Source organism: Photobacterium nomapromontoriensis (assembly GCF_050336815.1).
Lineage (GTDB): Bacteria > Pseudomonadota > Gammaproteobacteria > Enterobacterales > Vibrionaceae > Photobacterium > Photobacterium nomapromontoriensis.
The window spans coordinates 1-12446 of sequence record NZ_JAKJSL010000003.1 but is presented as its reverse complement, the minus strand read 5'-3'; the positions used below and the strand labels follow the sequence as shown (position 1 = coordinate 12446).

At 41.3% G+C, this 12446-nt stretch carries 12 protein-coding genes; 4 read left to right on the top strand and 8 right to left on the bottom strand.

Annotated features, from left to right (window positions below):
• Nucleotides 1-239: 239 nt before the first annotated feature.
• Nucleotides 240-776 carry a nucleotidyltransferase family protein gene (locus tag L4D12_RS00355; RefSeq protein ID WP_428445838.1) on the top strand — a complete coding sequence of 179 codons (537 nt, stop codon included), beginning with the start codon at nucleotides 240-242 and terminating at the stop codon, nucleotides 774-776.
• A 22-nt stretch (nucleotides 777-798) separates the two neighbouring features.
• On the opposite strand, the gene L4D12_RS00350 is transcribed toward L4D12_RS00355, so the two are convergent.
• From L4D12_RS00350 to L4D12_RS00320, 7 genes are all read right to left on the bottom strand, one after another.
• Nucleotides 799-1755 carry an IS110 family RNA-guided transposase gene (locus L4D12_RS00350; protein ID WP_428445837.1) on the bottom strand — a complete coding sequence of 319 codons (957 nt, stop codon included), beginning with the start codon at nucleotides 1753-1755 and terminating at the stop codon, nucleotides 799-801.
• A 336-nt stretch (nucleotides 1756-2091) separates the two neighbouring features.
• Nucleotides 2092-3291, bottom strand: coding sequence for an IS4 family transposase (locus L4D12_RS00345; RefSeq protein ID WP_428445836.1), 1200 nt, complete (start codon nucleotides 3289-3291; stop codon nucleotides 2092-2094).
• A gap of 71 nt (nucleotides 3292-3362) precedes the next feature.
• Nucleotides 3363-3728, bottom strand: a complete 366-nt coding sequence (locus L4D12_RS00340) for a leucine-rich repeat protein (RefSeq protein WP_428445835.1) — start codon at nucleotides 3726-3728, stop codon at nucleotides 3363-3365.
• A 465-nt stretch (nucleotides 3729-4193) separates the two neighbouring features.
• A complete protein-coding gene (locus L4D12_RS00335) occupies nucleotides 4194-4571 on the bottom strand; it encodes a DUF4087 domain-containing protein (RefSeq protein ID WP_428445834.1) in 378 nt (125 codons plus the stop codon).
• Nucleotides 4568-5668, bottom strand: coding sequence for a hypothetical protein (locus L4D12_RS00330; RefSeq protein ID WP_428445833.1), 1101 nt, complete (start codon nucleotides 5666-5668; stop codon nucleotides 4568-4570). The genes L4D12_RS00335 and L4D12_RS00330 overlap by 4 nt, the downstream gene beginning before the upstream one ends.
• Nucleotides 5649-6293 (bottom strand): hypothetical protein, encoded by a 645-nt coding sequence (locus L4D12_RS00325; protein WP_428445832.1) that lies wholly within the window; start codon nucleotides 6291-6293, stop codon nucleotides 5649-5651. Before L4D12_RS00325 ends, L4D12_RS00330 begins: the two co-directional genes overlap by 20 nt.
• 757 nt (nucleotides 6294-7050) lie before the next feature.
• Nucleotides 7051-7317: a hypothetical protein gene (locus L4D12_RS00320; RefSeq protein ID WP_428445831.1), complete on the bottom strand. Its 267-nt coding sequence runs from the start codon at nucleotides 7315-7317 to the stop codon at nucleotides 7051-7053.
• Between the two features lie 625 nt (nucleotides 7318-7942).
• Between L4D12_RS00320 and L4D12_RS00315 the strand changes: the two genes are divergently transcribed.
• From L4D12_RS00315 to L4D12_RS25545, 3 genes are read left to right on the top strand one after another with little or no spacing between them, the layout of a single operon-like run.
• On the top strand, nucleotides 7943-8320 hold the full coding sequence (locus L4D12_RS00315; protein WP_428445830.1) for a hypothetical protein: 378 nt from the start codon (nucleotides 7943-7945) through the stop codon (nucleotides 8318-8320).
• 33 nt (nucleotides 8321-8353) lie between these two features.
• Nucleotides 8354-11944 (top strand): DUF4132 domain-containing protein, encoded by a 3591-nt coding sequence (locus tag L4D12_RS00310; RefSeq protein ID WP_428445829.1) that lies wholly within the window; start codon nucleotides 8354-8356, stop codon nucleotides 11942-11944.
• 57 nt (nucleotides 11945-12001) lie between these two features.
• A complete protein-coding gene (locus L4D12_RS25545; RefSeq protein ID WP_489685947.1) occupies nucleotides 12002-12268 on the top strand; it encodes a DUF7737 domain-containing protein in 267 nt (88 codons plus the stop codon).
• On the opposite strand, the gene L4D12_RS00305 is transcribed toward L4D12_RS25545, so the two are convergent.
• Nucleotides 12243-12446 (bottom strand): transposase (locus L4D12_RS00305; protein WP_428445828.1); only part of this gene is annotated, 204 nt, incomplete at its 5' end. The genes L4D12_RS25545 and L4D12_RS00305 overlap by 26 nt on opposite strands.

Here is a 12446-nt window from a genome sequence, read left to right as displayed (position 1 = left end):
CAAGAACACTCCGTGTAGCAAGTATCAGAGAATTAAGGCGTTTTTTGTGAATACTAGGGCAGTGGTTTTGAATTGTTTGCTGTAGAATCTGAAAATCGCGCATCGTACCGTCCAATTGGTCTAATGTGTTTCTGGCGATATCCATTAGATCAAAGGTGTCGGTGCGCGTCTACCTCATTGTTTATCAAAAAAATTATGAGGGGATTCGTAAGAAYGCGGCGTTAGGGCACAGGGCGGAAATGGATAGAATCGTAGAATTAATCAAACAAGATCCAGTTAGAGTTAAAGCCTTAGAGTGTGTCTCTAAATTGGGCTTGTCTCAGTGTTATATTGCGGCTGGTTTCGTTCGTAATCTTGTTTGGGATGCACTGCATGGCTTTGATGTAGCAACACCATTGAACGATGCGGATGTTATTTACTTTGCTCCAGACGAGAACGACCCTAAAGCATATTTACACCATGAATCTCAGCTCAAGCAGCTAATGCCGGAAGTTAACTGGCAAGTTCGTAACCAAGCACTCATGCATACTCGGAATGGCGATTTACCCTACACAAGCTCTCTTGATGCTATGAGCTATTGGCCAGAACAAGAGACAGCTGTTGCCATTCGACAAGTCGCACCTGATAGGTATGAATGTATTGCAGCTTTTGGGTACGAATCCTTATTTGGTTACTGTGTCACACATAATCCTAAAAGGTCACGAGAAACATTTGAAAATCGTGTAAATTCAAAGGGCTGGTTAGTAAGGTGGTCTTCTTTGAGAACAGTGCCCTAACAAACGACTATGGCGTCAATAGCTAATTTTTGGCTATGTTTTCGTCCCACATGACGCCATCTCGAAGCATCGAATTTAGGATCACAACCATCTTCCTGACACACGCAATAATGGCGACTTTTTTCGGTTTCCCAGCATCTAAAAGTCGTTGGTAAGTTGCTTTAAAAACAGGGTTACACTGCATTGCTGACATCATGGCCATGTAGAGTACGGTGCGTACTTGTGCTCGTCCCCCCTGAATGACTCGTTTGCCTTTATAGCGTCCACTTTCTCGGTTGATGGGAGCAACACCAATGAGTGCTGCGGCTTGTTTGTTGGTTATAAACCCAAGCTCAGGAACGTTGCTAATAATGGATGCTGCTGCGATTTTTCCTATGCCGGGTACGCTTTGCAGAAGGTGATTTTTRTCTTGATACTCGGGGCATGATTCAATGAGAGATAGTATTTTTTGCTCTGTTTTGTCTATCTGATTTTTAAAGGCAGTGAGTACGGGTTTGATGGTGCCTGCAAGATGTTTTGGTAGTGATTGTAATCGGTTCTTTTCNATTGTCTGCATGGTCAGAAGTTGATGACRGCGAGCGACTAAGTCACTCATTAAACGGATGTTTACAGGCTTTAACTGAGTCAGGTTAGGTTGAATGGCTTCGCTATAGTGAGCAATGAGTCTAGCATCTAATTTATCCGTTTTAGCTCGTTGACCGATGGCTCCGGCGAACCGTTTAATATGTATGGGATTGGCAATAACAAAGGGAAGCTTTGCTTCTGAACAAGCAATGATGAACGGCATTTCTAGACGTCCAGTTGCTTCGACAACAACACGCTGTGGGGCATATTTTTTGATTGTTCTAATGGCCTTTTTGATACCTCTCTCGTCGTTGTGAACTGTAAAGAAGATATCAAGTGGACGAATAAAAATGTCTAGTTGTGACTTACCTGTATCAACACCGACATGAATGTTTTGATGTGTACTTGTATTCATAATAAGCTAACTCTTGCTTGCGAAATGCGGGTTCGAGACCCAGTCGACTATTCGAGGTTTGTGCTTGGAGTCCTATGCGGCGTTCATGTTTGTTATCGGTCTCTCGACAGAGGAGCCAGCGTTTAAACGAACTACCGCATAAGAAGCTTTAGTTGCAGCTAAAGCCTGGGTCTCACATTACCCTGATTCGTGAGTTATTATCCATACAAGCGTTTAAGACGGATTCCCAACGCTTGGCGTTTTTCCTTCTTTCTTTTGGTTTTGTGTTTATGTTGGTATGGTTTAGTTTGGGTTGTTGGCGTTGCTCGCTACTTAACGCGGCGCTGACGGATCCCCTCATAATTTGCCCAGCCCTTCGGTGTGAGTGAGTCGTTGATATTCAAGCATTGCCCATTGATATTGGGAGTCGTTAATTTGATATCGTCGATGAACTCGAACTTCCCGCCCAAGTCGTGGTATTGATAGGACTCTCCGGTGCTTGATGCTGTTAGCTTGGAAGTCAAAATGCCACTTTGCTTGTGCAGCCGCTAAACCATTCCACCACATTAAAATTTCAGCCAGTAACGCAATGAGCAGCAATATGTCTAAGCGTTTTGTGGATCGACTTCGATTATGTCGAAGGGCAATACCATAAGCGGTGCTTTTCAAGTCGCGGAACGATTCTTCGATCTGCATTCGCTTGGCATAAAGGTTGGTAATTTGTACTTCATTTAAAATGTGGCGAGGCACGTTAGTTGCGAGTAGCCAAGGCTCTTTTGCACTACGCTGATAGAGATGAGTTGCTGAATGTTTTAGGCTGGTTCTACTGTGACGCTTGGCTTTACGGCCTTTCTCTTGTGCCTTGTAGACATAGGCTTCACAAGTCAGTGGCGATCGTTTTGCCAGTAAACATTGACCCAGATACTTGGGTTTATGAGTTGCGCTTGGGTAAAAAGTTTTGTTTGATACCCATGGTTTATTCGCTTGTTTTATCGATACTTCGCCACGAACTCGGCCTAACCAGAACCAGCCTTTTTCTTGCACTTGCCTGAACCAAGTATTTCTAAATCCGGCATCGGATACAATAATTGGACATGTTTCATCCGGTAGAATTTGCTGTAATTTATCGAGGAACAATTGATGACTTTTCGGTGAGTTGTAGTTTTTATATTCAAAGACTTCTTCGTAAATCGTGACGGCTCTACCATCGAGAGCGACGGATGCTCTAAGTGTCATATAGCGAAGTTGCTCTCGAACATCTGACCAATCGACAAGGATCACGGGGCATGGATTTGCCCGTGTAATTAAATGGGCGTGCCATTTATAAATGATGTCTTTTTCGCGATGTAACTGTCGATTTCCCAGTAACCGATCAACGCGTTTAATCGCATGTTTTACAGTTGTATTGGTTTCAAGTCGTCGGCCAAGCTTTGTTAATGTCAGATCTGAACCATCAAGAACACTCCGTGTAGCAAGTATCAGAGAATTAAGGCGTTTTTTGTGAATACTAGGGCAGTGGTTTTGAATTGTTTGCTGTAGAATCTGAAAATCGCGCATCGTACCGTCCAATTGGTCTAATGTGTTTCTGGCGATATCCATTAGATCAAAGGTGTCGGTGCGCGTCTACCTCATTGTTTATCAAAAAAATTATGAGGGGATTCGTAAGCCCGCAGTGAACTTGGCAATGTCATTTTGGTTAATGCATTACCATAAAAGGCACTCGGACCGATGTAGTCTACTGAGTTAGGAAGCGTAACACTCGTTAAACCATTTTTATAAAAAGCATATTCACTAATGCTCTTTACTGGTACACCATCAAAAGTCTCAGGAATGATAATATCTTTGTACTTTGACCGGTAATCAATAATTGAACCTGTATTTTTTACAAACTTGACATCGTTTAATGTCAATACAGTTGCTTGCCCTGCCTTACACACTGTAGCTGTAAAGGAGATAATAGTTATAAGGCAATAAATTAACTTTGGAACTTTCATGTTTACCTTAACTGAGGAATTGTATTTCTCGTTTATAGTGATGCATACAAAATATCGCTATGCGTTGATATTCAATTAACTCACTAAGCATTTAAATCGACTATCACAATAACAAAAAAACTTAGAAATATTATTACAAAAAGCCAAACAAAGACCTGCTTAAATAATACAAGATAAAAGGCATCAAATATAATTAAAAACATCTTCAGTCTTCTGTTTTCTAATTTAAGATATTCTTTTTTATTAAAAACTCTGATACTCTAAAGAACCACCCTTTAATTCCATCATAAATAGATATATAGCTATTAACCTTTGTTAATACAGAATGTTTTTCACTGAAAAGAATCAGCCATGTCACTAAGAACACAGAAAATAACAGCATTGATATTAACAGTACACCCAAAAAACTAAACATTAATGTATATTCAGCCATTTTACTTAACATATTAATCATCATGACTGCCATCAATCCAACACATAGTTAGAGATAGCGTTATCATCTTGGCATTGCTTAAGATTTAATTGATTAACCGCATAAATTTTTAAAATACGTTTGCTCTCTTTATTAACATCAACCTTTATACAAGCGCATGAATGTCCATAAATACCATTTGTATTTTCAACTTGTTTACGATCTTCAAATGCTTGGTAAGCCATGTACAAAGATGGCTTTTCTTCCAAATTTTCCCCCATTAATGCAATAGTCCAAGTGCCATCTCTATCATGTAACCAAAGATTACTGGGGGTTGGGTTTAACACCCAGCCACATCTTAACTGAGCTGCATTTGAGTTAATGGAAAAGCAGGCTATAAATAGTAAGAGTATGATGGTTAAATTCTTCATTGAAAGCTCACTACCATTTCCTTTAAATCGGAAAGACGTGTAAAGGTTCCTGAATAAACCCCTTTGTTTTCTGTGATGTTCCACCGTGCTGTATATACCGTTTTACCTTTTCCCTCATCGTAATATGATTCTTTTAAAACCAAAGTGTTATTGCCTGTACCTGTCCGGCTCCCTTCATAAAGATCAATCGGTGCTTTGTATTTATCGTACCAATATACCCAGCCGCTTCTGTCGGTATGAATGACTGTGATGGGGTATTTATTGTCAATTTTTCCGTAACGTATTTTGAATTCAGTTTTAATCTCAGGTAGTTGATAAGGCTGGTTGGATAAATATTTTTCACCCGCTTGGCTTAAATACGGCTTTAATTCATCAAAGCTAAAATTATTAACAAAGGTTCCAATTTCGTCAAGCGCACGAAGCGCATGGTTTGAACAACGGCCATGCTTAATCACTAATCCACTATCCAACAGTTCAAATGAAGTGTTTTGATTAATCCTGTTTGCATAGCTATCCTCATCTAGCATATCATCATGACAATATTTATACATGATATACATGTCATGCTCTTCTTCAAAACTAACATCTGGCTCCTTTTTAATATAGGGTTCAATTCTTTCTATATTTTTATCTCTAATTTTTTGTTCAAGTTGAATGCGACCTTGAGGTGAAAGAAAGTCAATGATCGTAATAGGTTGCCCGGTATAAGTGTCAAATACAAAGTTTCTAGTAAATTCTTCACAATAAGCTCCACACCCATCACCAGAAATAGACACCTCAATATAATTCGTATTTTCTTTTATTTTATAGTCATAAAAGTAAAAATTTCGTCTGTGATACTCGGTATTCTTGAACGGACTTGTTGATACTTTTGAAAAATCACTTTCTTCATAAACCTTATCTAACATTTCATATTGTAGGAAGGTGTTAATATTTGATGCACTTTGTGGATATATTTCAGAAGAAAAAAAAGGGAAACTTGAATTTTCAATCGCGGAATTAGTTAAATCTTTAATTATGAAATCATTTGCTGACGCCGAACATGCCATAAACAGCATTGAAAGAGTGATCACACTCTTATAGATTGATTGTTGCATAATAATATTTCCCTGTGTAATTTGTAAAAATAAACGTATTATCTTTAATCCATACAAACTCTTTAATCATAAACAATGAGTAAAGTTCATCATCCGTTGCCTCTTCAAAATTTTCTTCAAGCGTTACCCAATGAGTATCAACTTTCTTTTGAATAATTGGCAACGCCCCTTGGCCATTGTTAAAATAACTTAAACGATATTGATTATTTGGCGAATAGATCCTATCCATTGGTACGTCATCAATATCAAGTCCGGTATCGATTGAAAAGATCCAATCCGTTTGGTGAGGCCCTTCTAACTGGATGAGTTTTTCTTCCGGGTAATAGGCGATAAATTCATACATACGATAGTCAATATCATCAATTACCCGATTACCCTTTGCATCTCTCACTTCGAGCATGTCGCCTGACAATGTCAAACGGCCCGATAAAAGACTCATCGCTTCATCTAGATCATTGATCACATTCAGCACGGGTTGTTTATAAATATATCGTTCGTCTAATAATTCTTCATGCACCTTCTCTCCAATCACTTCGATATTAAATGTTAGGACCCCAGCATATGAAAAACCCCATTTAATCAGAAGAAATAATCCTAGTGCAAATTTTAACTTTTTACTCTTCAATCTCTCACCTAAATATTAACGTAATAATGAAAGCTTTCAGTTTATTTCTACAGTCAACATTTGTTTTTAACCTCTTGGAACTAATGTAACTCGCTCGGTTGAGAATGCCACTGGTGACTGCATACCTTCCATTATTAACACGTCTTCTTCCTCTAATTGATTCCATAATATTTTGGGGATACCGCATATTTCGACGTCTTGTTACGATGAGTCATCAGAGCGCAGTCTAACCTTGCCTCTACACATACCCTTTAATCCACTAATATAGGAAGCGGGCAAACCTGATACATGTTTTATTTGAATTGAAGGGACAGAAATCAACGTATGAATAGGTGCTATTTGGATAATGAACAGTACAAAACCTAGAATTAGGCTTAACATGCTTGTTATAACAAACACTTATTTAATATCTTGAGTGATTATTTTACCTCTATATTTAAGCCACAATGAAATTGATAGACATGCTATGCATACAAAAGTTAATGTATATTTATTTAACCAATATCCCTTATATGTGTCATTCACAATAACTGCATTTATAGACTCAAGCCACCCTATACTGGCAAATATGGTCAAAAAACCTATAAGAATGAGTTTTATTTTATAATCAAACACCTTAGGGGCATATGTCTGATACAGCCCTTCAATTGTACTGCTCTCCAATGGTTTCAGCTTTATCGGTAGGTCCGCCACACCACAAGTACCTAGATCAATCTCTATCCGGTGCTTAGGCCATAAACGCTGCCGCTTAGTGGGTTTATTTACCACGGTAAGCGTCACTAAAAAAAATGTCCTTTCCAAGCTGATGTATATAAAACTGCATGAACCGACCGTCTTTGCCACGCTTAGTAAACGTCAATTCAGCACAACCTTGAGCATGAGTGAGCCCCCATTGGAAGTCCTTCAAGCATTGCATGGACTCATCAAATGTTAAACCTACCGCTGTAGCTATAGATTTTGAGTCAGCTTTAAGCCATTTTGCATCAATACACTTTCGTGTTCGTTCAACATTGGCATCTTTCAAGTAATCACCTCATCATATTTCAAGGTGCTGGATTAATAAGCAGGGCGTTTTGTTTGTTGAGAGATATACCTACAGGATTCAGCATATTGAGATTGCTTGGGTATATGCACGCTACCGCCCTCGGGTAAGGGCCCCGCCATCCGTCCTAACGAAATAAAGGGGGGTATCATACCAGCATAAATGCTAAAAATTTTGATAACAGCCCAGTTTACCGTACTTCTAATACGTTAATTACACTTGGCATCTGCTGAATGGCCAAAAAACAATCAATTAATTAATTAATATTCAAAAAAAGGATTTCGAATATTCATACAATACGATCTATTTTTTCGAATATTTAGGGATCAACATCTAACGATAACCAAACATCATATGACTAAAGGGAAAAATATTAATGTAAATAATGATTCACAGTCAAAAATAACAAGATGGCATAAGCGCTCCACATAAATGCTTGATTTATTGATAATTTTATTTACAATCTCAGTCTTTACCCGTTGAGAATGAAATAAAATAACGATCCGCGCCATGAGCGAGGCGCGTTCTTCTTATCTCAATTTACCCTCAGGTATTTCTAACGATTACGCACTCGCCAACCTTGCGCCAACTATAAGGTCTTTCAAACGTGAAATTTCCCCTCATCATTGAGCAACGCAAAGGCGACAATACCGTATTGGCCGTTGTCCATATTCACTTGACCGACAAACTGGTCTCACTCAAGCAGTTAATTGAGCTGAAAGTGAAAGCAGAGATCACCGCAAAACTGCATGAAGCGCAACGAGGTCAAGACGCTAAAGAGTGGCGTTTAAACACCCATGCCAAAACCAGTACTGTGCAATATGACATTGATACCGAAGTTAATCGTGCTGTCGAACATTTCCAGCGCAACGGTTTTTTTGTGTTGATTGACGGCAAGCAAATAACTGACTTGAACCAGTTAATTATCTGGCGCGAAGGTTTGAACATCACATTTCTACAGCTAGTCCCGCTTATTGGCGGCTAGGTGAATTTACTGAACTACCGGAGAATAATAATAATGATATTAACCAGTCAGGAAAAAGTATTCTTAGACGAGGTATCGTACCCTTTTATTTGCTTTGATGGTTACACCGTCACAGATGAGACACCATATAAAGAACTGCATGTTCTATTCCATGTAGCCCAAAGTGAAAATGTTGACTTTGCCAATAAATTACAGCAACCGGGTTGTGACTGGGTACTTATTGAACATATCTATGCTGAAGGGAAAACCACTGCCGACCATCAGTTAAAGGCGTGGCTAGAAACTTGCTTGAAAAAACGTCCCTTACTCGGTGAGCTGGAATTGCTCGATTATCTTACTCAGCTAAAAGACCTTCAAAAAAAACACCCTATTCTTATTGATCCTATCCAGCCTTATCTTGGCAAAAGTATTCTGTCATTGTCGACACTCAGCGAAGCCGTGGCAAATTTAATTGTCGAAATCACCCCTCATTTAGAAGCCAGTCAGCATTGGGCCAGCGAAGTTATTGCGCACCGTTGCAGTTATATGATTGCCCTTAAACAGCAAATTGAGCAGCATGGCTGGCAGAATGCTGATCGCATTACCGCGCTTGCCAATGCCATTTGTTACGAAACACTCAGCTCGCGAGGGGTTAACTCGCTGATAGATTATCAACCTTGGGTCAACAGCCACATCCAGCATGATAAGATGCACAAAACATTTAGCGCTATGGCCCAAATTGAAAGCTATGCTAACTACCACCAGCAAATATATTTTTACTGTTTAGGACACCCAAACATAGCCAAAATAGAAGGCTATCAGCACGCCTGCCAGGAAAATTTTGTTGGATTTGGTTACGGTGACTACCCCTTATATCACAATGATCCGCTCGCAGAGGCCGAAGCATGGTTGGAAAGCTATTTTGAATTCAACAAAACGGATGATTACGGCCGTTCAAAACCGAAATACCCTGCTAATTTTCCATCACAAAAAGAAGTCTTAGCTGACACAACGGGAATGGGCGCTCAAATAGCACAAGTGCTACTGCGTAGAATACGTTATTTCCAAGTCGCTCTTGATGCCTCATCGCATGCCTATTTTTATGGGGCCTCGCCCGATAAAGCATTGTCGAGTAGCCTACAATTTCTGCGTAAAACCATGATTGAGGGATTAATTACTCCTAAGCAATGGGTGACTTTAGTCAATACCACGACCCACAGCTCCCTCTATCTGTTCATTGGTGATCAGGTCATCCGTTGTTTGCCAATGCTCGCGGCACACAGCGCCAAGCAATGCTCTCAGAAACAAAAGGCCATCGAAGCACTTGCGGCGACATTCAACTTAAAATTTGGTGAACAAAATGGCTACCCTCGCCTGAAAGGTACCTTTGATTTCAATACCGAAGATAAAAAATGTGCGTCATTTGCCGCTCACTTGGCACATTTCGCACTCGATATTGAAATCCCATTCAGTCGTGATGCCATGGCTGACATCTGCCCGGCATTGACTGAGGGCTACGCATCTGAGTACACATATAGTGTACGTGGAATGCCTGTATTTAAAGGGCCGATGGCAGATGAGCTGCACCAACTTGAACAACAGCAGTTATTACAAGCTACTGTTAAAGACCATTGGCGACGTGAAAAAACGGGGTTACTCACTGACTGGTTAACCCTTAAACCTAAAGACTTGGTTGCTAAGCTGGAATTAGTCCGTGCCTGTCATTACTGGGCTGATGAACGTGACATACCAACCCACGACTACGTCAAATTTGCGACAAGTTGCCTACGTAAAAAGCTGGATCTTAATGAAGGGGCGCTTGCCTATGTGCTTGATCATTATCTGAAAACATCAGGCAGTCATTTGATGAAAAATGTCAGCCATTGGGTCAGCCAAAACGGCATGCCGCCATGGTTACAAACTAAACTGGCTGAAATCGTTGCCGACTCTGATTCTTACATGCAACGCAACTGGCTGTCAGACAACAAAAAAGTTCCGCAATTGGTGACTGACCTGCTGAACCAATACGGCACACATCAAGATGAGAATGGCACAACGCCCTTCTCACTGGCAGGTGATAGCCCGCTGATCATTCGTATCAACCAATTTTTGGCTAACCAAGATGAAGCCTCATTAGCTGCATGGCGAAATGTGCTTGTTACCGCAGCAACCATTACCGGTGCAAAAGCCTCGGCCAAGCAGCTGAAACAACTGCAAGATCAGGTTGATGCCATTGGCAATGAATTATTTAGCCGAGTTGTACAGTCGTGGATCGTCGCACCAATTTGCGCCACGGTTAGCTTAGAGATTGAGCCTGCCACGTTAGATTTGATCCGTGGTTTACTGGCCGCCACCCCATTTGCCCAATGCCAAGCACTGGAAAAAGCGTGGTATGACTTAGGCTTACAAGATGCTATTCAACGTAATAGTACCCACGGTGTATCCGGTAATGGCCTGACATTCTTGCAGTATTTTGAAAGCCAGGGCAATGCCATCATCCGTATGCTTGGCAACAGCCAAGATCTCAGTGCGATTGTGCTGCTCAACCGCCTGCGCATGAAATTCAAATTGAACAAAACCCGCAAGTTGATTGAGCAGAGTATCGAGCAACTTGCGGCTTATCATGCCCTAACCCGTGGTGAGCTGGAAGATCTTGCCATTCCTGATCACGGTTTAACGCAGGGACATAATGCAGGCCTACTTGGTGAGTACCGCTACGAAATCGACATTCATACTGGCACCCCGGTCAAACTGGCATTTTTCAATAACGACGACAATGCGCTGAAAAGCGTGCCTGCTGCTGTGAAAACCGCGTACGGCGATGAACTTAAAGTGCTACGCGCCAAAGTGAAAGCGATTCAGGAAGATCTCAGTGCCCAGAAAAGCCGTGTCGATCGCGAGATACGAGAGCCTCGCAGCTGGACGACAGCCCAGTTCGAGCAGCACTACTTCAACCACCCGCTAATGTCAGTGATTGCGCGTACCTTAGTTTGGGTCTTTGAGTCTGACCAAGAATCAACCTCTGCTATCTACCACGATGGAACGTGGCGTGATGCTTTAGGTCATGCTTTCGATCCCTCTATAGCAAACTGCACGGTGAAACTGTGGCACCCTATTGATGCAACAGAAGAAGAAACGCTGCAGTGGCGCAACTACATCTTGCAGCACAGTATTGTTCAGTCAATCAAACAAGTCTTCCGAGAGATTTACCTACTGACAGACGCTGAAGTTGCTACACGAGATCACTCACTACGAATGGCTGCCCATATTGTGCGCCAACATCAGTTTGTCACCCTAGCACGCGGACGCGGCTGGACAGCCAAACTCATGACGTTTTGGGATTACGAGAGTGGCGATCCACAAGCTAGCATCTCTACAACCCTGCCGTATTTAGGGATGGAAGCGCATCTGCATGTATTGGAACCGTACGATAACGAGTCTAACGATATGGGCGTTTATACCCACATGATCACTGACAGGCTGCGTTTTGTTGATCTGGCTACCAAGCAAGCTATCGCCATCGCTGACATTCCAGCCCGTGCTTTAAGTGAGATACTACGTGATTGCGATCTGTTTGTGGGTGTTGCAAGCATCGGCGCGGATCCAAATTGGACTGACGAACGTTATAGTCAAGGCTACCAATAGTATTGGGAAAACTATAGCTTTGGTGATCTTCAAGGGGCGGCAGTACAACGCAAAACGATTCTGGAAGCTCTGCTTCCAGGATTAGCTATCGCAGACCGCTGCCATATTGAAGGACGCTTCCTGCATGTTAAAGGGAATATCCGCGAGTACAAGATCCACATTGGTAGTACCAATATTCTGATGTCACCCAATGACAGCTACCTCTGTATCGTGCCTGCACGAAAAGACAGTGACAAAGTCATGCTGCCATTTGAAGGCGATACCAGCTTTGCGCTACTGCTTTCAAAAGCCGTCCTGATTACCACCGAGCCTCAGCCAATTTGAGTAAGCGCTCAGGCATCGGTGCTGTTTGAATACTTGAGTGAATCAGGTTATCTATCATTTCTTCCAAATCAAATCTGCGATTGAACTTAAAGCAGAATTCAGCGAGATATCTCGGTAAATGCTTGTTGTTTATCGCATGGTAAGTTCCGTGCATTGAGTTTTTCACATTACTTATCAT

What these genes read in the sequence shown, in the direction of transcription:
- L4D12_RS00335 (WP_428445834.1), bottom strand. Translation starts at nt 4,571, where the DNA reads ATGAAGAATTTAACCATCATACTCTTACTATTTATAGCCTGCTTTTCC.
- L4D12_RS00340 (WP_428445835.1), bottom strand. Translation starts at nt 3,728, where the DNA reads ATGAAAGTTCCAAAGTTAATTTATTGCCTTATAACTATTATCTCCTTT.
- L4D12_RS00310 (WP_428445829.1), top strand. Translation starts at nt 8,354, where the DNA reads ATGATATTAACCAGTCAGGAAAAAGTATTCTTAGACGAGGTATCGTAC.
- L4D12_RS00330 (WP_428445833.1), bottom strand. Translation starts at nt 5,668, where the DNA reads ATGCAACAATCAATCTATAAGAGTGTGATCACTCTTTCAATGCTGTTT.
- L4D12_RS00345 (WP_428445836.1), bottom strand. Translation starts at nt 3,291, where the DNA reads ATGCGCGATTTTCAGATTCTACAGCAAACAATTCAAAACCACTGCCCT.
- L4D12_RS00355 (WP_428445838.1), top strand. Translation starts at nt 240, where the DNA reads ATGGATAGAATCGTAGAATTAATCAAACAAGATCCAGTTAGAGTTAAA.